19 protein-coding genes are annotated in these 21,022 nt (G+C 67.5%); 12 read left to right on the forward strand and 7 right to left on the reverse strand.

The genetic code is table 11. From position 1 onward, the window contains the following. Nucleotides 1-24 precede the first annotated feature (24 nt). Together VGV58_RS18290 and VGV58_RS18295 are read right to left on the reverse strand one after the other, a co-directional pair. Nucleotides 25-1,398: an FAD/NAD(P)-binding protein gene (locus VGV58_RS18290; RefSeq protein WP_326875456.1), complete on the reverse strand. Its 1,374-nt coding sequence runs from the start codon at nucleotides 1,396-1,398 to the stop codon at nucleotides 25-27. Between the two features lie 453 nt (nucleotides 1,399-1,851). Continuing rightward, entirely contained in the window at nucleotides 1,852-3,246 is a 1,395-nt protein-coding gene (locus VGV58_RS18295; protein WP_326875457.1) for an MFS transporter, read from the reverse strand. Between the two features lie 648 nt (nucleotides 3,247-3,894). Between VGV58_RS18295 and VGV58_RS18300 the strand changes: the two genes are divergently transcribed. After that, complete coding sequence (locus tag VGV58_RS18300; protein ID WP_326876166.1) at nucleotides 3,895-5,772, forward strand: bifunctional sugar phosphate isomerase/epimerase/4-hydroxyphenylpyruvate dioxygenase family protein; 1,878 nt, start codon at nucleotides 3,895-3,897, stop codon at nucleotides 5,770-5,772. Here the strand turns inward: VGV58_RS18300 and VGV58_RS18305 are convergent. Further along, a complete protein-coding gene (locus tag VGV58_RS18305; RefSeq protein ID WP_326875458.1) occupies nucleotides 5,769-6,677 on the reverse strand; it encodes a LysR substrate-binding domain-containing protein in 909 nt (302 codons plus the stop codon). The two genes, VGV58_RS18300 and VGV58_RS18305, sit on opposite strands and share 4 nt — an antisense overlap. Nucleotides 6,678-6,754: 77 nt before the next feature. On the opposite strand from VGV58_RS18305, the gene pcaD reads away from it, so the two are divergent. Genes pcaD through VGV58_RS18335 form a run of 6 tightly spaced genes read left to right on the forward strand, consistent with a single transcriptional unit; the run spans nucleotide 6,755 to nucleotide 11,000 of the window. Beyond that, entirely contained in the window at nucleotides 6,755-7,540 is a 786-nt protein-coding gene (gene pcaD, locus VGV58_RS18310) for a 3-oxoadipate enol-lactonase (RefSeq protein WP_326875459.1), read from the forward strand. Further along, nucleotides 7,533-7,919, forward strand: coding sequence for a 4-carboxymuconolactone decarboxylase (gene pcaC, locus VGV58_RS18315; protein WP_326875460.1), 387 nt, complete (start codon nucleotides 7,533-7,535; stop codon nucleotides 7,917-7,919). The genes pcaD and pcaC overlap by 8 nt, the downstream gene beginning before the upstream one ends. A gap of 18 nt (nucleotides 7,920-7,937) precedes the next feature. Then, the gene (gene pcaH, locus VGV58_RS18320; protein WP_326875461.1) at nucleotides 7,938-8,660 is read left to right on the forward strand and encodes a protocatechuate 3,4-dioxygenase subunit beta; all 723 of its coding nucleotides are present in this window, start codon (nucleotides 7,938-7,940) and stop codon (nucleotides 8,658-8,660) included. Between the two features lie 2 nt (nucleotides 8,661-8,662). Next, entirely contained in the window at nucleotides 8,663-9,274 is a 612-nt protein-coding gene (gene pcaG, locus VGV58_RS18325; protein WP_326875462.1) for a protocatechuate 3,4-dioxygenase subunit alpha, read from the forward strand. Between the two features lie 3 nt (nucleotides 9,275-9,277). After that, nucleotides 9,278-10,126: a 3-oxoadipate:acetyl-CoA acetyltransferase gene (locus VGV58_RS18330; protein ID WP_326875463.1), complete on the forward strand. Its 849-nt coding sequence runs from the start codon at nucleotides 9,278-9,280 to the stop codon at nucleotides 10,124-10,126. Between the two features lie 43 nt (nucleotides 10,127-10,169). Further along, a complete protein-coding gene (locus VGV58_RS18335) occupies nucleotides 10,170-11,000 on the forward strand; it encodes a shikimate dehydrogenase family protein (RefSeq protein ID WP_326875464.1) in 831 nt (276 codons plus the stop codon). Between the two features lie 12 nt (nucleotides 11,001-11,012). Here the strand turns inward: VGV58_RS18335 and VGV58_RS18340 are convergent, their stop codons facing one another. From VGV58_RS18340 to glcF, 3 genes are read right to left on the reverse strand one after another with little or no spacing between them, the layout of a single operon-like run. Then, a complete protein-coding gene (locus VGV58_RS18340) occupies nucleotides 11,013-12,191 on the reverse strand; it encodes an ABC transporter substrate-binding protein (protein WP_326875465.1) in 1,179 nt (392 codons plus the stop codon). Between the two features lie 28 nt (nucleotides 12,192-12,219). Further along, nucleotides 12,220-13,728 carry an FAD-binding oxidoreductase gene (locus VGV58_RS18345; protein ID WP_326875466.1) on the reverse strand — a complete coding sequence of 503 codons (1,509 nt, stop codon included), beginning with the start codon at nucleotides 13,726-13,728 and terminating at the stop codon, nucleotides 12,220-12,222. 38 nt (nucleotides 13,729-13,766) lie between these two features. Beyond that, complete coding sequence (gene glcF / locus VGV58_RS18350; RefSeq protein ID WP_326875467.1) at nucleotides 13,767-15,140, reverse strand: glycolate oxidase subunit GlcF; 1,374 nt, start codon at nucleotides 15,138-15,140, stop codon at nucleotides 13,767-13,769. Between the two features lie 154 nt (nucleotides 15,141-15,294). Between glcF and VGV58_RS18355 the strand changes: the two genes are divergently transcribed. Then, entirely contained in the window at nucleotides 15,295-16,227 is a 933-nt protein-coding gene (locus VGV58_RS18355; protein ID WP_326875468.1) for an AraC-like ligand-binding domain-containing protein, read from the forward strand. Between the two features lie 17 nt (nucleotides 16,228-16,244). Beyond that, nucleotides 16,245-16,784 (forward strand): hypothetical protein, encoded by a 540-nt coding sequence (locus VGV58_RS18360; protein WP_326875469.1) that lies wholly within the window; start codon nucleotides 16,245-16,247, stop codon nucleotides 16,782-16,784. 12 nt (nucleotides 16,785-16,796) lie between these two features. Here the strand turns inward: VGV58_RS18360 and VGV58_RS18365 are convergent, their stop codons facing one another. Beyond that, complete coding sequence (locus tag VGV58_RS18365) at nucleotides 16,797-17,429, reverse strand: alpha/beta hydrolase family protein (protein ID WP_326875470.1); 633 nt, start codon at nucleotides 17,427-17,429, stop codon at nucleotides 16,797-16,799. 218 nt (nucleotides 17,430-17,647) lie between these two features. Here VGV58_RS18365 and VGV58_RS18370 point away from each other — a divergent pair, with 218 nt between their 5' ends. Genes VGV58_RS18370 through VGV58_RS18380 form a run of 3 tightly spaced genes read left to right on the forward strand, consistent with a single transcriptional unit; the run spans nucleotide 17,648 to nucleotide 20,919 of the window. Next, a complete protein-coding gene (locus tag VGV58_RS18370; protein WP_326875471.1) occupies nucleotides 17,648-18,127 on the forward strand; it encodes a MarR family winged helix-turn-helix transcriptional regulator in 480 nt (159 codons plus the stop codon). After that, complete coding sequence (locus tag VGV58_RS18375) at nucleotides 18,120-19,358, forward strand: HlyD family secretion protein (protein WP_414644015.1); 1,239 nt, start codon at nucleotides 18,120-18,122, stop codon at nucleotides 19,356-19,358. The genes VGV58_RS18370 and VGV58_RS18375 overlap by 8 nt, the downstream gene beginning before the upstream one ends. A gap of 10 nt (nucleotides 19,359-19,368) precedes the next feature. After that, on the forward strand, nucleotides 19,369-20,919 hold the full coding sequence (locus tag VGV58_RS18380; protein ID WP_326875473.1) for a DHA2 family efflux MFS transporter permease subunit: 1,551 nt from the start codon (nucleotides 19,369-19,371) through the stop codon (nucleotides 20,917-20,919). The last annotated feature ends 103 nt before the right edge of the window (nucleotides 20,920-21,022 follow it).

Below are 21,022 nucleotides of genomic sequence, written 5' to 3' on the forward strand. Positions count from 1 at the left end.
CGGCAGCGCACCATGTCGGCCTCGTCAGGCCGCTACCGACAGCAATCCGATCTGGCGCGCGAGCCTTGTGCACTGCTCGCGGATGTCGGGAATGGCGACGGTCTCCCAGAACGCCGCCCGTGTCAGCGGCCCGATCGCGAAAAGCCGGCGCGAGGCCGCCCCCATGGCATCGAGCACGGCATGATCGGCCGAGACATCGATGCCGATGCGCAATGCGTCGACCCGCGCCAATCCCTGCCGCAGCAGCGACTGCAGGGCTGGGTTGCTCGAGAGACTGGGATCGCCGGTGATCCCCCTGCAATCGATGATGCTGCCGACCGACAACGTCTCGGGAGCGGACTGGCCGCGCGGGCGATAGGATACGCAGAGCCCGTGCTCGCCGGCCTCGCTGGACAGCATCCTGCCCGAGAGAATGCGCAACTGCCCGCTGGCGATCGCCTCCTGCAGCCGCCTGTCGGCCTGCGGCGCCATGCGATGGCGATGCACATCCCAATGCGCCCGCGCATGCTCGAGCAGCCGCGCTTTCGACCGGCTCGACAGTTTCCACCAGATCTCCTGGCTGAAAGGCCGCACACCGTCGACGACGCCGCGCCAGTCGCCGTCCTGGCGCTCCTGATCGGCGAGCCTGGCTCGGAACCAGCGCAGGAGCGTCGCACCGCTGGCGCCGAAGGGAATGTCTTCCTTGTCGAAGCGAACAGGCGAGGCGTCGCGGTGGACCCGCGGCAGCAGCCCACGCCGCGACAGCGCGTGAATCGGCTCGGCATATCCCGACTGCAGCAGGGTCAGGACATAGTCGACCATCGACAGGCCGGTTCCGAGAATGAGGATCGGCTTGCCGGATTCTGCCGCAGCGTCCGCTTCGACGGTCCATGGGCTGACATGGCGATCGGCCTGTTGCCAGTCATAAGCCTCGTTGCCGGTCGCGAGGATGGCGACCTGCCCGAGATGCGTCGTGCCGTCGTCGAGCGTCGCGACAACCCTGCCCGCCCTCTCCTCGATGGAGTGGCATTCGCCCCGGACGATGGTCAGCCGGTCCTCCCCCGCCGGTCCGGCACGCTCCTGCGAGACCAACTGGGACATGTACTCGCCATAGAGATGGCGCGGCGCGAAGCAGTAGGGATCCGGGCAGGGCTCGAACCGGCTCGCGGCTGCCTCGCTCAGCCAGCGCCAGAAATGCAGCGGATCGTCCGGAAAGGCGCTCATGTTCGCGGCCCGGACGTTCAGAAGATGCTCGGGACGATCGGTCGAGAAGGCGAGGCCGGGCCCGACCCGCTCGCGGCGCTCGATCAGCGTCACCACGCAATTGTCGCGCGGGTCGCGCAGCAGGTGGAACGCCATCAGCACGCCGCTGGCACCGCCGCCGACGATGATGATGTGCTTTCCCGGCGCGGCAGTCACAGGCGAGATTTCCGCTGCATTCGGTCTCCGCGGCTAGGGTCACTGCGCGGCCGGAACAATGCGGCAGCACGATCTATCTCGTTGTTATCGCGCCCGATTTTCTCAAAGGAAGGCTTCGACCGTTCGGCCCGATGCGATGGACCCAACGACATGGCTACCCCACGATAAATCAAATAGGCAAGGCCATCGCCGCGACGGAACGGTTCAGCGCAGGAGCCCTGAGCGCGCTTGACACCATTTGTCGCGGGGGTCGCCGCGACGAGCCATCTCGTCCAGAAAACAGACCCCGGCGCATAGCTGATGACAACGGGAGCGTGAGCCAGGGCCGATATCGACGCCTGGCATCTCGGCCCTCGGAATCGATCGCGCTGCATCCGGACGCTTCCGCCCGAATGCAGCGCGACCTCAAGCCGCCCTGCCGGTCAAACCAGGTCGGCCCGAGCCGATCCGGTTCTAGCCGCGCGAAGCCGCGATGCTCTCGTCCCGCAGGCGTTCATAGCTCGCCTGGTCGACCGGAGCCGCCTCGGGATTGCCGAGATCGTTCATCCGGACGCGGTAGGTCTCGCGGGCTGACCAGCAGGCAGCTGCCGCGATGACGCAGATCGCGAAGGCGATCGAACCGACCACCAGCGGGACATTCTGCGAGCCCGGAGGAGCGACCGTGGCGAACAGCGCCGGCAAGAGCGCCGTGGCCGCAGTGCCGACGTTCTGCGAGATCGCCATTGAGGAGACGCGGGTCCTGGTCGGGAACAGCTCCGGAAAGAAGCTCGGGAAGATCGCGTTGTAGCCCTGGTAAACCACGCCCCACATCAGCAGCGACATCACGATGGCCAGCGGCACGCTGTGGATCGAGATCGCATAGAGATAGCCGAAGGCGAGCAGGCCGGAGCCGAGGGCTCCGATGATGATGGGCGGCCGACGGCCGATCTTGTCGGAGAGGTTGCCGACATAGGGGATCACCAGGCAGGCGACGATGTTCCCCATCACCGGGATCCAGAGATAGACGTCCTTGTGGAAGCCGATGCCATAGGCAGCCTGGACCGCATAGGCGGCGCCGAAGATGGTGGCGACGACCGGGATGACGTTCATCAGCGCCATCAGGACAACGCGGATCATGTCCGGCCAGGTGGTCTGGATCGCTTCGATGACCGGCGAGCGCGGCGTCGCGTTCTGGCTGCCCTCCTCCTTGAAGGCCGGAGTCTCGTCGACCTCGCGGCGGATGATCCAGCCGGCGATGATGACGATGAAGCTCAGGAGGAAGGGAATGCGCCAGCCCCAGCTGTTGAAGGCGGCTTCCGGCATGAAATGGGCCAGCGGCAGGAAGACGGCCGCGGCCATGATCTGCCCAGCCTGCACCCCCTGCAGCGTGTAGCTGGCATAATAGCCGCGGCGGCCGAAGGGCGCGTGCTCGAGGATCATCGAGCTCGCCCCCGAGATCTCGCCGGCGACGGCGAAGCCCTGGATCAGGCGCATGATGACGAGCAGGATCGGCGCGAGGATGCCGACCTGCTCATAGGTCGGGAGCAGGCCGACCGCGATGGTCGAGAAGCCCATCAGGAACATGCACAGGATCAGCACATTCTTGCGGCCATGCGTGTCGCCCCAGTGCCCGAGCACGAAGGCACCGATCGGGCGGGCGACGTAGCCGACGCCGTAGGTCGCCAGCGAGGCGACGATCGCCACGGTCGGATTGCTCGACGGAAAGAAGATCTGCGGGAAGATCAGCGACGCTGCGGTCGCGTAGATGAAGAAGTCATAATATTCCAGCGCCGAGCCGATCCAGCCGCTGGCTGCCGCCTTCTTCGATTGTTGCCTGTGCTGGATGTCAGCATGCAAAGCCGCCGTCATGTTCCACTCCCGATATGATTGATTTGTTTCTGTTTTATTGCGTCGCGACATGTCGCGCGCCGCGTATTCGAGGCAGGCATAGGCCGCGACGATCCGGCGCCGCTCCCGTAAGACGCGTAGAAACCCACGACTTGTTTGAAGTCCGGCCGTCCCCGACGGCCTATCTCACTTGCAGGGGAACCCGGGACGAGAAGCAGATGGTTCGTAAGCCTGGCCGTGCCGCAGGATCGGCTCTCATCGACAGTGGCGCGAAAGCGGCCGCGCGAGCGTCGAGTAGCCCATGGCAGGGGTAGGTCTCGTGCAATCTCTCCTCCTGCTCATAACCTACCAAGCCGAAATCGCGATGAATAATGCAAACTACGCCGAAATTCATAATCTGGAGATTATGCATCTTTAAAAAAGTGCTCGGTCGAACAGCCCGGCCGGCATGCCTTTTCCGCTGAACCGGCCCCTCGACAAGCGACCAATGAACAAAGCCTCCGGCACCATCGCGGCACATATCCCTCAGCCGCGGCCTGAAACGTTTCAGATGACCTTCGGGCTACACTTCCTCCGCCAGCCGGGTATCGTTGCCCGGCGAATCCTCGCCGGCCTCCGGCCAGGCGAGCTTCGGGCATGCAGGCGCGCGCCGTCGCGAAAGGGCAGATGATGAAGACGTCAATCGCAACGGTCTCGCTGTCCGGCAATCTTTCGCAGAAGCTCGAAGCCATTGCGGGCGCCGGCTTCGATGGCATCGAGATCTTCGAGCAGGACTTTCTCGCCTCGGATTTCACGCCCGGCGAGGTCGGCCAGATGGTGCGCGACGCCGGGCTCGAGATCACCCTGTTCCAGCCTTTCCGCGATTTCGAGAGCCTGCCCGAGCCCTATCGCAGCCGGGCTTTTGCCCGCGCCGCCCGCAAGTTCGAGCTGATGAACCAGCTCGGCACCGATCTCGTACTGGTCTGCTCTACCACGCATCCGGCCGCCATCGGCGGCATCGACCGCATGGCCGCGGACTTCCATGAGCTCGGCGACCTCGCCAAGCGGCACGGCGTGCGCGTCGGCTTCGAGGCCCTGTGCTGGGGCCGCTTCGTCAACGACCATCGCGATGCCTGGGAGGTGGTGCGACGCGCCGACCATCCCAATGTCGGCCTGATCCTCGACAGCTTCCACACGCTCGCCCGGCGCATCGATCCGGATTCGATCCGCGCGATCCCCGGCGACCGGATCTTCTTCGTGCAGCTCGCCGACGCGCCTGCGATCGACATGGACCTGCTCTACTGGTCGCGCCACTTCCGCAACATGCCGGGCGAAGGCGATCTCGACGTCACCGGCTTCATGCGCGCCGTGACCGCGACGGGCTATGCCGGGCCGCTGAGCCTGGAGATCTTCAACGATCAGTTCCGCTCGGGCCTGCCGCGGCTGGTGGCGCAGGACGGCCATCGCAGCCTGATCGCGGTGATGGACCGGGTGCGCCGGGCCGAGCCGGCGCTGCCTGCGGACCTGCCCGCCTTTGCCCCGCCGGCCCCGGTCGCGGGCGTCGAGTTCCTCGAATTCGCCACCAGCGCCAAGGAAGCGCCCGGTCTGGAGGCGCTGCTGCGCTCCTGCGGTTTCGAGAAGACCGGCAACCATGTCTCGAAGCCGGTGGGCCTGTGGCGGCAGGGCGGCGTCAACGTATTGATCAACACCGATGCCAGCGGTTTCGCCAACAGCTCCTATCTCGTCCACGGCACGGCGGTGTCGGAGATCGCGCTGATGCTGCCCGATGCGCGTGCCGCCTTCGAGCGCGCCAGCGCGCTGCTCGCCCAGCCGCATGCGCAGGCCGCGGGTGAGGGCGAGCTGAGCATCCCCGCCATTCGCGGCGTCGGCGGCAGCGTCCTGCGTTTCCTGGACTCGACCTCCGATCTCGGCCGCATCTGGGACATCGACTTCAGGACGAGCCCGGCAGGCGCGGGCGCAGGGCTGACGCGGGTCGACCATATCGGCCAGACCATGCCCTATGACGAGATGCTGAGCTGGTCGCTGTTCTACACCAGCATCTTCGATGCCCATAAGTCGCCGGTCGTCGACGTCGTCGATCCCGACGGGCTGGTCCGCTCGCAGGCAGTGCAGTCCGGCGGCCTGCGCGTCACCCTGAACGGAGCCAGCGCGCGCGGGACCCTGGCCGGGCGCTTCATCGAGGACAGTTTCGGCTCCTCCGTCCAGCACATCGCCTTCGCCAGCGACGACATCTTCGCCACCGCGACGGCGATGGCCGGGCGCGGCTTCCCGGTGCTGCAGATCGGCGCGAACTACTATCACGACGTCGAGGCGCGCTTCGGCCTGCCGCCGGCGCTGGTCGAGCGGATGCGCCTGTCCAACATCCTCTATGATGAGGATGCGGGCGGACAGTTCTTCCAGTTCTATTCGGCGCCGCGGCCCGACGGCTTCTTCTTCGAGATCGTGCAGCGGCAGGGCAATTATCAGGGCTATGGCGCCCCGAACGCCCCCTTCCGCATCGCCGCCCAGAAGCGCGCAGCCCGCCCGGCGGGGATGCCGAAGCGCTAATCTTGCCGGTCGGCGTTCTCCTTGGTCAGCCGCTCCAGCAGGTCGAGGCCGGGGACCGCCGGCCCGCCCTGGCGCTTGGTCAGGCCGACCGCACCCGACAGGAAGCGCGCGCCGGTCGAGATCTCGCAGAGGTCGCCGCGGTCGAGGTCGTCGGCGACGACGCCGCGCGAAATGAACCAGACCGCATCCGAGCCGAGCAGGATCGCGCGCCCCACCGGCAGCGCGACCGTCTCGAAGGCGGGCTGCAGTCCGGCCAGGTTGAACGTCATCAGATAATCGTCGACTGCCCGGCGGATGATCGCGGTGGCGGGCGGCAGCAGCACCGGCACCCGCGCCAGCAATTGCGCCACCGGCTCGCCGCGCAGCGGATGGTCGCCGCGGGCGACCAGCGTGATCTCCTCCTCATAGAGATGGGCGAAGACCAGGCCGGCCATCTCGCTGGCCACCGGCATGCGCCCGAGCATGAGGTCGATCGCTCCCTCGCGCAGCAGCCCGACCAGATAGGAATGCGGCCCGGTTTCGATCGCCAGCACGGTCTCGGGCGCGATCTCGCGGAAGCGCAGCGCCACGCGCGGGAACAGGCGCGTCGCTGCCGTCGGCAGCACGCCGACCCGGATCGTGCTGCCCGGCGCGCCCGGATGCAGCGCCGCCGCGCCGGCTTCGAACGCCTGTAATCCGATGCTGGCATGGCGGCGGAAGAGCGCGCCTTGCTCGGTCAGCACGAGACGCCGCTTCTCGCGTCGGAACAGCGGCGTCGCCAGCAAGGTCTCCAATTCCGCGAGGGTGCGGCTCAGGGCCGGCTGCGTGATACCCTGGCGCCGTGCGACCGCCGACAGGCTGCCCTCGACCGCAATGTCCAGGAAAGCCCGGATATGACGCAGCTTGACGGCAGGGTGCATAATCATTCGATTATGGATCCAAGCGATCTTTGCATTATTCGGGTCGGTTTCACCCTGATAGGTTATGGCCAGGAGGAGAGAACATGCAAGCCTTGCCCCGTCCCTACGGAGCTCTCCACTATCGTGCGGACGGCCCGGCGGACGCTCCGACGGTGATCTTCGCCAACTCGCTCGGCACCGATCTGCGGCTCTGGGATGCGGTCCTGCCGCTCTTCCCCCGGGATTTGCGCTATATCCGCTATGACAAGCAGGGCCACGGCCTCTCGACGCTGGGCAGCGGCACCGACATCGCCGACCACGCCGACGACGCCATTGCGCTGATCGAGGCGGTCGCCGGCAAGCCGATCGTCTTCGTCGGTCTCTCGATCGGCGGCCTGATCGGCCAGACCGTGGCGAGCCGGCGTCCCGAGCTGGTCCGGGCTCTCGTCCTCTCGAACACCGCCGCCCGGCTCGGCACGGTCGAAAGCTGGCAGGCCCGCATCGACGCCATCGCCGGCCATGGGCTGGAGCATATCGCCGACGCCGTGATGGAGCGCTGGTTCGCTCCCGCCTTCCGCGCCACGCCCGAGCTCGCGCTCTGGCGCGCCATGCTGACCCGGACGCCGGCGGACGGCTACATCGCCGCCTGCAGGGCGCTCTCCCGGGCCGACCAGACCGCCGCGACCGCGGCCCTGCGCCTGCCCGCTCTAGCGATCGCCGGCGATGCCGACGGCGCCTCCCCTGCCGAGCTGGTCGAAGCAACCGCCGCGCTGATCCCCGGTTCCGCCTTCCACGTCATTCCCGGCGCGGGCCACCTGCCCTGTGTCGAGAAGCCCGCGGCCTATGCCGCCATCCTGTCCCCGTTCCTGAGGGCCCACGCCCATGACTGAGCTTGCCAAGAAGGGCATGTCGATCCGCCGCCGCGTGCTGGGCGAGGCCCATGTCGGCCGCGCCGAGGCCAACAAGTCAGAGTTCGACGCCCCGTTCCAGGCGCTGATCACCGATGCCGCCTGGGGCCATGTCTGGGCCCGTGACACGCTGCCGACGCGCGAGCGCTCGATGATGACGATCGCGCTGCTGGCCGGGCTCGGCAATTACGAGGAGCTCGCCTTGCATCTGCGCGCCACGCGCAACACCGGTGCGAGCCAGGACGACGTGATGGAGGCTCTCCTCCACGTCGCGATCTATGCCGGCGTCCCGCGCGCCAACCACGCCATCAAAATCGCGAAGGACATCTTCGCAGCCATGGCTCAGGAAGAGCCGGCTTAAGGGACGAGAGGAAACGCCATGAAACCAGCGGAGTTCTACCAGCGCGACCGGACCTGGCAGCCGCCGGCGCTGACGCCCGACTACAAGACCTCGGTCGGGCGCAGCCCGCGCCTGGCGATGCTTTCGCTCCAGGGCTCGATGTCGGAAATCACCGGCCCGACCTTCGGCCACAGCGACATCGACCCGATCGACAACGACCTGATCAAGAACTACGCCAAGACCGGCGACCCGGTCGGCGAGCGCATCATCGTCCATGGCCGCGTCCTCGACGAGAACGGCCGCGGCGTGCCGAACACGCTGGTCGAGATCTGGCAGGCCAATGCCGGCGGGCGCTATCGCCACAAGAAGGACAGCTATCTCGCGCCGATCGACCCGAATTTCGGCGGCTGCGGCCGCACGCTGACCGACGAGAACGGCTACTATTTCTTCCGCACGGTCAAGCCCGGCGCCTATCCCTGGCGCAACTGGGTCAACAACTGGCGACCGGCCCATATTCACGTCTCGGTCTTCGGCACGGCCTTCAGCCAGCGCCTGATCACCCAGATGTATTTCGAGGGCGATCCGCTGATCGCGAAATGCCCGATCGTCGCGACGATCCCCGACCAGCGCGCCATCGACCAGCTCATCGCGCCGCTGGACCTGAACGCCGCCGTGCCGCTCGACTGCCTCGCCTACAAGTTTGACATCGTGCTGCGCGGCCGGCGTTCGACCCTGTTCGAGAACCGCCTGGAGGGCAACTGATCATGGTCCAGTCCCTGCCCTATCTGAAAGAATCCGCCTCGCAGACCGCTGGTCCTTACGTCCATATCGGCCTGGCGCCGGGCGCGGCGGGCTTCGACATCTATCGCCAGGAGCTCGGCCAGACCATCGCCGGCGCGGACGTGCCCGGCGAGCGCATCCGCATCGAGGGCCTCGTCTATGACGGCACCGGCGCGCCGGTGAAGGACATCCTCCTGGAATCCTGGCAAGCCGACGCCAACGGCATCTACCCCCATCCCGAGGATCCGCGGCATGGCGAGGTCGCGCCCGGCTTCCGCGGCTGGGGCCGGATCATCACCGATTTCGACAGCGGCCTCTGGAGCTTCGAGACGATCAAGCCGGGTCCCGTGCCGGGGCGCAACAGGCGCATGATGGCGCCGCATATCAGCCTCTGGCTCGTCTCGCGCGGCATCAATATCGGCCTCAACACCCGGATGTATTTCGACGACGAGGACAACAGCGCCGACCCCGTGCTGGGCCTCGTCGAGCAGGAGAACCGCCGCCGCACCCTCATCGCAAAGCGCACCGCGCCCGGCGTCTACCGTTTCGACATTCGCCTCCAGGGTGAAGGCGAGACCGTGTTCCTGGACGTCTGAGCCATGACGCAGCCCTGCATCATCTGCGTCGCCATCACCGGCTCGCTGCCGACCAAGGCCAACAACCCGGCGGTGCCGATCACCATCGCCGAGCAGGTCGAGAGCACGCAGGAGGCCTTCGAAGCCGGCGCCAGCATCGCGCACTGCCATGTGCGCGACGACGAGGGCAAGCCGAGCTCGGACCCCGAGCGCTATGGCCGTCTGAAGGAGAGGCTTGAGAAGCACTGCCCCGGCATGATCATCCAGCTCTCGACCGGCGGCCGCTCGGGCGCCGGCCAGGCCCGCGGCGCCATGCTGTCGCTGCGGCCGGACATGGCCTCGCTCGCCGTCGGCTCGAACAACTTCCCGACCCGGGTCTACGAGAATGCGCCAGATCTGGTCGACTGGCTCGCCGCCGAAATGGTCACCCATGGCGTCAAGCCGGAGATCGAGGCCTTCGACCTCTCGCATATCCTCAAGGCGCACGAGATGTGGCAGCGCGGCCAGATCGTCGATCGCCCCTACGTCCAGTTCGTCATGGGCGTGAAGAATGCGATGCCGGTCGATCGCGACGTGTTCGACTACTACATCCGCACCGTGAAGCGGCTCTTCGGCGAGAACGCGCCCTGGTGCGCCGCCGGCATCGGCTCGAACCAGATCGTGCTGAACGAATGGGCCATCGCCAGTGGCGGCCATGCCCGCACCGGCCTGGAAGACAATGTCCGCCTCGACCGCGAACGGCTCGCGCCCTCGAATGCGGCGCTGGTGGTGCGGGCGACAGAACTCTGCCGGAAATACGGCCGCCCCGTCGCGACCTGGCAGCAGGCGCGCGAGATCCTCGGCATTCCCCTGAGGACGGGCAGCGCCGGCTGAGGCCACGCCGGCCTCCCCACTCCGGAACAGGACGGAAGACGCCATGATCAGCGGCAAGACCAGGCTCATCGGCCATCTCGGCTTCCCGACCGAGAGCTTCAAGGCGCCGCTGATCTACAACCCCTATTTCGAGCGCGACGGCATCGATGCGGTGGTCGTGCCGATGGGCAGCCGCAGCGAGGACTATCCCGATTTCCTCCGGCTGTTCTTCCGGCTCTCAAACGCCCATGGCGCGCTCGTCACCATGCCGCACAAGGTGGTGACGACCGATCTGGTCGACGATCTCATGCCGACCGCCGCGATCGCCGGAGCCTGCAACGCCGTGCGCCGCGAGGCCGACGGCCGGCTGACCGGCGACATGTTCGACGGCGAGGGCTTCGTGCGCGGCGTGCTGCGCAAGGGCCGCCAGGTTGCCGGCACCAGGGCGCTCGTGGTTGGCGCCGGCGGCGTCGGCTCAGCGATCGCCGCATCGCTCGCCAAGGCCGGCGTCGCCGAGCTCGGCCTGTTCGACATGAATGGCGGGGCAGCCGCGGCGCTGGGCGGGCGGCTGACGCGCTATTACCCCGCGCTCAAGGTTTCGACCGGCTCGAACGATCCGGCCGGCTTCGACATCGTCGTCAACGCAACGCCTTTGGGGATGAAGCCCGGCGATCCGCTGCCGCTCGACATCGCGCGCCTGCCCGCCTCCGCCTTCGTCGGCGAGGTGGTGATGGCGCAGACCATCACGCCCTTCCTGGCGGCGGCGCAGCAGCGCGGCTGCCAGGTCCAGGTCGGCACCGACATGCTGTTCGAGCAGATCCCGGCCTATCTCGAATTCTTCGGCCTGCCGACGACCACCGCCGAGGACCTGCGTGCCGTGGCTAAGCTCGGCTGAGCAGCCGCCCGCTCAGAACGGCATCTTGCAGTCCTTGCCATAGGCGTCAGGCAGCCCCTCGGCGATCTTGCTTTCGATCTGCGTGGCGTAGCTGCCATCCGAGCCCTTATTCACCGAAACGAGGTAATAATCCTGGATCGGGAACTGGTTCGGCCCGATCGCGAAGCGCCCGCGCACGGAGTCGAACTTCGTCTTGCGCAGGGCCTCGATCAGCTTCGTCCGGTCGGCGATGTCGCCCTTCAGGGAGGTCGCGGCAGCGTTCAGCCAGATCGCCGCATCATAGGCGTGCGCGGCATAGTTGGCGGGCGTGTACTTGTACTCCGCCTTGAACGTCTCGACGAAGGCGCGGCTCGCCGGCACGTCGAGCGCGGGGGACCAGTTGGTGACGCCCGACGTCCCGACCGCCGCATCCTGGAGCGCCGGCAGGTTGGTCTCGTCGATGGTGTGGGCCGAGAGCATCGGCAGCGTGACGCCGGCCTGCCGCCATTGCTTGACGAAGGTGACGCCGAGGCCGCCCGGCATGAAGACGAAGGCCGCGTCCGCCTTCGCGGCGACGATCTTGGCGAGATCGCTGGAGAAGTCCGGCTGCGTCAGCGGCACGAAGATCTCGTCGACGATCTCGCCCTTGTATTCGCGTTTGAAGCCGGCGATGACATCCTTGCCCGCCTGGTAGTTGGGCGCGACGACCACGATCTTGCGATAGCCCTTCTGCGTGGCGTGACGCCCCATCGCCTCGGCGTTCTGGTCGTTCTGGTAGGCGGCCGAGAACAGGTAGGGACTGCATCTCGCTCCAGCGATCGGAGACGGGCCGGCATTGGTGCCGATGAAGACGGTCTGGCCGTCGACCATGCGCCGGGCCGTCGCCATCAGGATGTTGGAGAAGACGACGCCAACGATGGCGTCGACCTTGTCGCGCTCGATCAGTTGCTGCACGCGCTGGATGCCGACCTCCGGCTTCAACTCGTCGTCGACGACCAGCACCTCGGCCGGAATGCCCGCGATCTTGCCGCCGAGCTGCTTGATCGCGAGCTGGAAGCCGTCGCGGGTATGCTGGCCGAGCACCGCCGGCGGCCCGGTCAGGGTGGTGACGAGGCCGATCTTGATCGATTTCGCCGGCTCGGCCGACACGGTCGTCGCGAGGGCAGTGAGAAGCGCCAGCGCGCTCGCAGTGATCCTGAGGCTATTGGACATGTCGTTGCTTCCTCCCTGATCCCTGCTCTCAAGCGATGCCGTAGCGGCCGGGCGCGATCACGCCGGCCGGGTCGAGTGCGGCCTTGATCGCCGTGCAGCTATCGCGGAAGGCCGGCATGGCCTGGCCCATATGCAGCGCGTGGTAGTCGAGCGGGGCGCGGCCGACGAAGATGCCGCGCTCGGCATAGGCCCGGGCGAGCGCCTCGTAGCAGGCGTTGGCGCGGGCGTTCTCGTCCGGGTTCTCGCGATCGAAGGTGATGACGTGCAAGCCCCTGGCGAAGCGGGCGCTGCAGACGTTCATGATCATGTAGTCCATGCCGTGCTCGGCATAGATCCGGCGCGAGATGCGCTGGCATTCGTTGGCGATGCTGCCGACCATCGGCGTGCCCGGCAGGAACCAGAGATTGCCGCCGCCGGGCCGCCATTTCAGCAGGCCGAGCTCGCCGACGCCGGGCACGCCCGAGCAGGCATTGATCGCGACCTGCAGGGCGTGGAAGCCGAGCGCCTCCTCATGCGGGATGTAGGTCGCCTTGCCGGACTTGCCGAAGGCGGCGCGCACGCGCTCGATCTGCGGTTCGATCGCGGCCATGCTCGGACCATAGAAGGCGCCCGACACCGTCCAGGCGCCGAGCCTGTCCTTCTCCCGCAAAGCGCGCCGGCCCGCATCCGAGATCGAGGTACGGCTGCCGGGTCTGTATTCCGGACTCGGATGCTCGGAACCGCAGAGATAGACGTCGTTGGCGACGCGCAGCAGCGTCGGCACGAAGTTGGAGAGCTTGAGCGCCCGGCAGATGTCGACGATCTCGGCGAGGTCGTCATCGTCGGGATAGGTGAAGTGGAAGCTGCGGACAGCCGGCGGGCGCGGCAGCAGCCAGATGCCCATGCGCGTGACGATGCCGAAATTCGATTGGGCGAACAGCCCGTCGAGGATCGGGCCGAAGCTGTACTTGCTGACATGCCAGTTCGGCAGCTCGGAGCCCGCGAGCGCGCCGTCGCCCGTGCGCAGCACCTCGCCATTCCCCAGCACGATCTCCATGCCGCAGGAGAAGCCGAAATGGTCGAAATAGGGACCGTAGCCGGCGCCCTTGTCGAGCGCATTGCCGAGCATGCCGCCCTGCGGCGGACCGGAGGTGACGTCGACCATGAACTTGTCGCCGCGCCGGACCAGCTCGTCATACATCGCCTGGTAGCTGACGCCGGGCTCGACCACAGCGAAGGCTAGGGTCTCGTCGATCTCAAGGATGCGGTTCATCCGGCGTCCGAGATCGAGCACGACCTGCCCTGCATGCACCGCCGAGCGGCTGCCGAGCCCGATATTGTTGCCGGTGCTGACCGGATAAAGTGCGACGCCATGGCGGTTCGCCGCCTTCACGATCGCCTGCACCTCGGCCGTGCTGCCGGGATAGATCACGCCGAGCGGGCGCCGGTCGCCGCCCGGCATGGTGTTCTCGCCATAGCGGCGCAGCGTCTCCTCGCTGCGATTGATCCACTCGGCCCCGATCGCCGCCGCGACCTCGTTGAAGAATGCCTCCGCCATGCCGGCGTCTCCCCTCTGTTGTCCTGTGTCTTTGCCGGTCACCAGAAGCCGGCATCGTCATTCGGCGCCGGGGCGGCAGCCACGGCCGGCGCCTCCTCACGCTGCGGTGCCGGCCGGCTCGTCAGTGTCACGCCAGCGAGGGCCGGCGGCAGCGGACCGCCCGTCGCCCAGTCCAGCAGCTCGGCGGTGTGCGCCATCGGCGCGCCGACATAGCGCCGCAGCTGCGTCAGGCAGCCGATATTGCCGGCCGCCACCACATCCGGCGCCGTACTGTCGATATTTCCTGCCTTGCGCTGGCCCAGCGTCTCCGCCGTCGCAGGCTGGAGCAGGTTGTAGGTGCCGGCCGAGCCGCAGCAGAAATGCTTCTCCGGCACGTCCACCACCTCGAAGCCCGCGGCGCGCAGCAAATCGCGCGGCGGCCGGGTGACGCGCTGGCCATGCTGCATCGAGCAGGCATCGTGATAGGTGACGCGCAGGCGCGGACGCTCCTGCGCGACCGGCCGAAGCCCGATGCCGGCGATGAATTCGGTGACGTCGCGGGCGATACTGGCGATCTCCTGCGCCTCGCCGGCAAGCGCCATCCGGGCGAGAAGATGGCCGTAATCCTTGACCGTGGTGCCGCAGCCGGAAGCGTTGACGATCACCGCGTCGAGCCCCTCGCCGCGGCGCTCGCGCATCCAGGCGCGGACATTGGCGGCGGCTGCCGCCATCGCCTCGTTCTCGCGGCCCATATGCAGCGTCAGCGAGCCGCAGCAGCCAGCGCCCGCGGCAACGACAACCTCGCAGCCATGCCGTGTCAGCAGCCGGATCGTCGCCGCGTTGATGTTGCCGTCGAGAGCCTGCTGGGCGCAGCCGGCGAGCAACGCCACCCGCGCCCGCTTCTCGCCCTCCGCCCTGAATACCTGCGGCGCCAGAATCTCGGTATGCGTCCGCTCGGGGATCATCGCCAGCAGCGGCCGCAGCCGCACCGGCAGCAGCCTCTGCAGGGGCCGACCGAACCGGCCGAGCTTCAGCGCGACCTGAAACAAGCGCGGCCGCGGCAGCACGAAGGCAAGCAGCGCCCGCAAGGCGCGCTCTGCCGGCGGGCGGCGATGATGGCGCTCGACATGGATCCGGGCCCGGTCGATCAGATGCGCATAGTCGACCTTCGCCGCGCAGGTGGTCATGCAAGACAGGCAGGAGAGGCAGCTGTCGAGATGCGCGACGGTCTGCGGCTTCGGCGGCCCGCCGCTCTCCAGCATGGCGCGGATCAGGTCGATGCGCCCGCGCGGGGATTCGTTCTCGTCGCGGCTCAGCACATAGGTCGGGCAGGTATTGGTGCAGAAGCCGTAATGCACGCAGGTTCCGAGGATGTCGGCAGCTTCCCGGATCGCGGGATCGCGCAATTGCTCGGCCGTGAAATCCGTCTGCATCGCTTCTCTGCCCCTCCGATCGGAAAGCTAGGAAGGGAGGCCGGGCGGGGTCTCGGCGCTGCGTGCAGAAAATTCCGGCTTTGAGTGCAAACCATTCTTATGAAAAGCTGGACCCGTCCCGGCAGGTTCTGTCGACTGACGGGCGGAGAGGGTCATGGGGACCATTGTCTGGGGCACGGAAGGTCTCGAACCCGATTCCGGGTTCGACTATTGGCGCGAGACCGTCTGCCGCGCCGTGCTCAACGTCACGACCGAGGCGCCCGATCCGCAGGAGGCCTTCCACGGCTCCATCACCGGGCGCAGCTTCGGCGATGTCAGAATCGCGAGCTTCCGCTCGACGCGGCACGACGTGGTGCGCACCTCCCGCCATGTCGCACAAGGCGACGACAGCGTCCTCGTCAGCCTGCAGGAGCGGGGCGAATGTCGGCTCTCGCAGGGCGACGAACGGCTCCTGCTCAAGCCCGGCGAGATCGGGCTGGTCGATGGCGCGCGGCCGTTCCGCCTCTCCTTCTCCGAGGATGTCCGGCGCGTCGTCGCGGTGCTGCCGCGCCGCACGCTCCTGCTCAAGGCGCCCTGGCTCGTGCGCGGCCGTCCGCATCGCATCGCGCTGTCCTCGCGCTTCGTGTCGCTGGCGCGGCGCCATCTCCTCGAGCTCGCCCGGCATGGCGAGGTCATCGACGAGATGTCGGCGAGCCTGCTCGCCGATAATCTCTGCAATCTGATCGGGCTGTCGAGCGACGCCGCCGGCCCCGGCCCCGACCGTTTGCATGAGGCGATCCTCGCCTTCTGCCGCGGACGCCTCGGCGACGAGACGCTCTCGCCCGGCACCGTCGCAGCGCATTTCAACATCTCGCTGCGCACACTGCATGCGCGTTTCGCCGCAACCGGCCAGAGCTTCGGGCGCTGGCTGCTGGCGACGCGGCTGGAGGAGAGCCGCCGCGCTTTGCTCGATCCGCGCCGCGCCGGCGAGGGTATCGCCGCCATTGCCTATTGCGCCGGTTTCAACGATCTCTCCGTCTTCAACCGGGCCTTCCGCAACCGCTTCGGCACGACACCGTCCGATCTGCGCGGCACGAGGCGCAACTGAGCGGAAGGTCGCGACCGATGACTTGGAATGGAGCGCCGGGCCCTCGACGGCCCGCAGGAATCCCGCTGGCCGGGCTCCTCAAGGCGGCCCTGCTCGCCCTGCTGACCGCGCTCGCCTTCCCGGCTGCCGCGTCCGATTGGCAGCGCTATGGCAATGCCCGTTTCCAGTACTGGATCGATATCCCGCCCGGCTTCTCCAAGGTCGAGGAAGCCGACAATGGCGATGGCGGCCTTTCTTCCTCTTCAGACGGCGCTGCCGAATTGCGGGTCTGGGGCAGCTACCCGACCGAAGGCAGCCTTGCAGCCGAGGCCAGGCAGCGCCAGGCATTCGACCAGCGCGACGGCTGGAGCATCAGCTACCAAACGCAGAACAAGAGCGGAGCCGTCTGGTCCGGAGCCAAGGGCAACCGCATCGTCTATGCGCGCGCCATCCCGGGCTGCGATCAGGCGGTGGCCTATTTTCGCCTCGAATACGATCGCGAGCGGCAAAAGGCGTTCGACCCGGTGATTTCGAGACTGGTCAAGTCGTTCCGAAGCGGCGACTGCCGGGCCCGCTGAACGCCCTCACCCCTAGGCCAGCTTCGTGCCCGCCCAGGCCGCGACGGTCTTCGCCATCGTCCCAAGGTGCCCGCTTGGCGAAAAGCCGGACGCCTTGCGCGGCCGCAGGTCGTGATCGCCATCCTCGAGCCAGAGCATCTCGATCGCCGGCGACAGGCTATAGCCGCCGACCTCCTCGCGCGTGCCGAATTCGTCGCGCGTGCCCTGGATGATGAGCGTCGGCGTCCTGAGATCGGCGAGATGCTGCGTCCGCAGCTGCTGCGGCTTCGCCGGCGGATGGAACGGGTAGCCCAGGCAGAGCAGGCCGCTGATCCGCCCGGCCGCGAACAAATCGTCGGCGATCATGCTGGCGACCCGCCCGCCCATCGACTTGCCGCCGATGATCAGGGATCGCGACGGCCCCAGCGCCTCGATCGCGGCCCGGTATTCCGGATTGAGCGTCTCAGCCCGCGGCGGCGGCTTGCGCCCGGCCTCGCTGCGGCGGCTGGCCATATAGGCGAACTCGAAGCGGGCGACGCGAAAGCCCTCCCCGGCCAGGCTCCCCGCCGCAGCGGTCATCGAGGCGGAATCCATCGGAGCCCCGGCGCCATGGGCGAGGAGAATGGTGTGCCTGGCCTGTTCGGGACCGTCGAAGAGGAAATGCATGTGTCTCTCCACCTGTCCCGAGCGCGGGACATCGGCAGGCTGGACCTGCGCAGCGCAAGCTAGAGGGTGCCGGGTTCCCGCGGAACCACCCGCGTCATGCCGGGCGAGCGCGGCTCGGCCGAGGATCCACATTGGAGCCGCCAGCTGCGACGACTCGCCACAGCCTCGAACAGGTCGCCCTCCAGACGGAATGAAGCATTGCTATTATATAGATGCTTATGACTTCTCGAACCAAGCAGCCGCCGCCGACCGTGGGCTTCCTGCTCCACGACGTCGCGCGCCTCCTGCGCAAGCGTTTCGAGCAGCACGCCCGCGATTCCGGGCTGACCCGTTCGCAATGGCAGGTGCTGGCCTATCTCGACCAGAATGCCGGCATCCAGCAGGGCGCGCTGGCCGAGTTGATGGATGTCGAGCCGATCACGGTCGGGCGCCTGCTCGACAAGCTCGAAAGCTGCGGCCTGGCGGAACGCCGGTCGCACGCCACCGACAGGCGCATCTGGCAGCTCTATCTGACCGAGAAAGCCCGGCCGAAGCTCAGGGAGTTGCTGGCGCTCGGCGAGATCACCCGGGCGGAGGCGTTCGGCGACATCCCACAGGCCGAGCGCGACCAGCTGCTCGCGACGCTGGGGCAGATGAAAGCGAATCTGACGGCCGCCTGCCAGGTGCCGGTGGCCGAAAGGCAGGTCCAAAATGGATGACTCAGCCAGAAAGTCAGACGTCCCCGCCGAGGCGGCTCCCGCTGCGGAGTCCGAACCCGCCTCCCCCGGCAACGTGACCGCGATCCCGCGGCCGGAGCTCAGGGCGGCACCGCAGCCGGCGGCCAAGGCTCCGGAGACCGCAGCACCGGCTGCCACGCCGGCAACTGCGGCACAGGCCGGGCGCAGCCGCACGCGCCGCATCCTCTTCGCGCTGCTGCCCGTCGCCCTCGTCGCGGGCGGCTATTATTACGTCGTTGGCGGGCAGGTGATGTCGACCGACAACGCCTATGTGCAGGCGGATATCCTGGGCATCTCGACCGATGTCGCCGGCATCGTCGGCGAGATCGACGTCCGCGACAACCAGGCGGTCAAGGCCGGCGACGTGCTCTTCCGGCTCGACAGCAAGCCGTTCCGCTTCGCGCTGGAGCGGGCCGATGCGCAGATCGGCATGGTCGGCAACGATCTCGAGGCGCTGAAGGCCAGCTACAAGGGCATGCAGAGCCAGATCGAGCAGGCCCGTACCGACATCGCCTTCTACGAGACCGCATTCAAGCGCCAGCAGGACCTCGCCACCAAATCCGTCGCCTCCCAGGCGACCTACGACCAGGCCAAGCACGATCTCGACAGCGCCCGGCTCAAGCTCGCCCAGCTCGGGAACCAGCTTGCCGGCATCGCCGCCAGCCTCAACGGCAGGCCCGACGCGCCGGTCGAGGACCACCCGCGCTACAAGGATGCGGTCGCGGCCCGGGCCGAGGCGCAGCGCCAGCTCGACCATACGACGGTCCGCGCGCCGATGAACGGCGTCGTCACCAATGTGCCCTCGCTGCAGAAGGGCCAGTACCTGGAGGCGGCGACCAATGCCTTCAGCCTGGTCTCGACCGAGCATGTCTGGATCCAGGCCAATCCGAAGGAGACCGAGCTCACCTGGGTGAAGCCGGGCCAGAGCGCCGAGGTCTATGTCGACACCTATCCGGGCGCCGTCTGGAAAGGCACGGTCGACAGCATCAGCCCGGCCTCGGCCGCGAGCTTCTCGCTGCTGCCGGCGCAGAACACCAGCGGCAACTGGGTCAAGGTCGTGCAGCGCATCGCCATGCGCGTGAAGATCGAGACCCCGCCGGACGAGCCGCTGTTGCGCGCCGGCATGAGCGTCACGCTCGACATCGACACCGGCCACGCCCGCGGCCTGCCGAGCTTCATCTCCGACGCCGTCGGCAAGAGCAAGACCAGGTAAGAGGCCCGCCATGGCCAGCGCAGCCGCCACGGCCGGGGCGCCCGTCGCCAATCGCGGCGCCATCACCGCCTGCGTGATCCTCGCGGTGATCATGCAGGCGCTCGACACCACCATCGCCAATGTCGCGCTGCCCTATATCCAGGGCAGCGTCTCGGCGAGCGCCGACCAGATCAACTGGGTCCTGACCTCCTACATCGTCGCCGCGGCGATCATGACGCCGCCTTCCGGCTTCCTGGCGGCGCGCTTCGGCCGCAAGCGCGTGCTGTCGGTGGCGATCATCGGCTTCGTCGTCGCCTCGATCCTGTGCGGGGCGGCGCAGTCTCTGACCCAGATCGTCGGCTTCCGGCTGTTGCAAGGCTTCTTCGGCGCCTCGCTCGTGCCGCTCTCGCAAAGCATCCTGCTCGACATCTACACGCCGGAGGAGCGCGGCTCCGCCATGGCGCTGTTCGGCATCTCGGTCATGGTCGGGCCGGTGCTCGGCCCCGTGCTCGGCGGCTGGCTAACCGAGAACATCTCCTGGCGCTGGGTGTTCTACATCAACCTGCCGCTCGGCGCCCTGGCACTGGCCGGCGTCTCGATCTTCGTCACCGAGACCAAGTCGAGCGCGCTCGCCAGGCTGGACTGGATCGGCTTCGGCGCGCTCAGCCTCGCGATCGCCGCGCTGCAGCTCTTCCTCGACCGTGGCGCCCAGCTCGACTGGTTCGACTCGCTGGAGATCATCGTCGAGGCGGCGGTCTGCGTCGCGGCCGTCTACATCCTGATCGTCCACACCTTCACGGCGCAGAACTCCTTCATCAAGCCGCGCCTGTTCCTCGACCGGAACTTCAATGTCGGCCTGATCTTCATCTTCATCGTCGGCATCTGCTACCTGGCCTCGCTGGCGCTGCTGACGCCTTACCTGCAGACGCTGCTGGGCTATCCAGTCGTCACCGCCGGCATCGTCATGGGGCCGCGCGGCCTCGGCACCATGGCCTGCATGTTCCTCGTCGGTCGGCTGATCGGCAAGGTCGACATCCGCATCCTGCTCGGCGCCGGCTTCCTGGTCAGCGCCTGGGCGATGTACGACATGGCCGGCTGGACGCCCGACGTCTCGCAAGAGCGGATCATGCTGACCGGCTTCCTCCAGGGCGGCGGGCTCGGCCTGCTCTTCGTGCCGCTGACGACGATCACCTTCGCAACGCTGCCGGCGGAGTATCGCGGTGACGGCACCGGCCTCTACAACCTCTCGCGCAATATCGGCTCCAGCGTCGGCATTTCGCTGGTCAGCTACCTGCTGACCCGCAACGTCCAGGTGAACCACGCCGAGATCGCGAACTATGTCACGCCCTATAACCGCCTGTTCGAGTTGCCGGCGATCAAGCACGCCTGGGATCCGGCGACGCTGGCCGGGCGCGCCGCGCTGGACGAAGTGATCACGCGGCAGGCGATGATCATCGCCTATATCGACGACTTCAAGCTGCTGATGATCCTCTGCCTCGCGGCCTTGCCGTTCCTGGCGCTGCTGCGCACGCCCCGCCGGCAGGACGCGCCCGCCGACGACCACGCCGTGGCGCTGGACTAAGGGGGGTCTCGCCCTGCGCCATCGCCTCCGCCGGGCCGTGAAAAGCAGACCCTCGGCAATGTCTACGACCTTGGCAGTAGACCGGCCTGTGCTAGCCTAGATT

Origin of the sequence: Allobosea sp. (assembly GCF_035944895.1) — a bacterium.
GTDB lineage: Bacteria > Pseudomonadota > Alphaproteobacteria > Rhizobiales > Beijerinckiaceae > Allobosea.

Coding starts and splice junctions, on each gene's coding strand:
- VGV58_RS18360 (WP_326875469.1), top strand. CDS start 16,245: ATGACTTGGAATGGAGCGCCGGGCCCTCGACGGCCCGCAGGAATCCCG.
- VGV58_RS18295 (WP_326875457.1), bottom strand. CDS start 3,246: ATGACGGCGGCTTTGCATGCTGACATCCAGCACAGGCAACAATCGAAG.
- VGV58_RS18345 (WP_326875466.1), bottom strand. CDS start 13,728: ATGGCGGAGGCATTCTTCAACGAGGTCGCGGCGGCGATCGGGGCCGAG.
- VGV58_RS18355 (WP_326875468.1), top strand. CDS start 15,295: ATGGGGACCATTGTCTGGGGCACGGAAGGTCTCGAACCCGATTCCGGG.
- VGV58_RS18370 (WP_326875471.1), top strand. CDS start 17,648: ATGACTTCTCGAACCAAGCAGCCGCCGCCGACCGTGGGCTTCCTGCTC.
- pcaC (WP_326875460.1), top strand. CDS start 7,533: ATGACTGAGCTTGCCAAGAAGGGCATGTCGATCCGCCGCCGCGTGCTG.
- VGV58_RS18375 (WP_414644015.1), top strand. CDS start 18,120: ATGGATGACTCAGCCAGAAAGTCAGACGTCCCCGCCGAGGCGGCTCCC.
- VGV58_RS18365 (WP_326875470.1), bottom strand. CDS start 17,429: ATGCATTTCCTCTTCGACGGTCCCGAACAGGCCAGGCACACCATTCTC.
- pcaH (WP_326875461.1), top strand. CDS start 7,938: ATGAAACCAGCGGAGTTCTACCAGCGCGACCGGACCTGGCAGCCGCCG.
- VGV58_RS18305 (WP_326875458.1), bottom strand. CDS start 6,677: ATGATTATGCACCCTGCCGTCAAGCTGCGTCATATCCGGGCTTTCCTG.
- VGV58_RS18300 (WP_326876166.1), top strand. CDS start 3,895: ATGAAGACGTCAATCGCAACGGTCTCGCTGTCCGGCAATCTTTCGCAG.
- VGV58_RS18335 (WP_326875464.1), top strand. CDS start 10,170: ATGATCAGCGGCAAGACCAGGCTCATCGGCCATCTCGGCTTCCCGACC.
- VGV58_RS18380 (WP_326875473.1), top strand. CDS start 19,369: ATGGCCAGCGCAGCCGCCACGGCCGGGGCGCCCGTCGCCAATCGCGGC.
- glcF (WP_326875467.1), bottom strand. CDS start 15,140: ATGCAGACGGATTTCACGGCCGAGCAATTGCGCGATCCCGCGATCCGG.
- pcaD (WP_326875459.1), top strand. CDS start 6,755: ATGCAAGCCTTGCCCCGTCCCTACGGAGCTCTCCACTATCGTGCGGAC.
- VGV58_RS18330 (WP_326875463.1), top strand. CDS start 9,278: ATGACGCAGCCCTGCATCATCTGCGTCGCCATCACCGGCTCGCTGCCG.
- pcaG (WP_326875462.1), top strand. CDS start 8,663: ATGGTCCAGTCCCTGCCCTATCTGAAAGAATCCGCCTCGCAGACCGCT.
- VGV58_RS18340 (WP_326875465.1), bottom strand. CDS start 12,191: ATGTCCAATAGCCTCAGGATCACTGCGAGCGCGCTGGCGCTTCTCACT.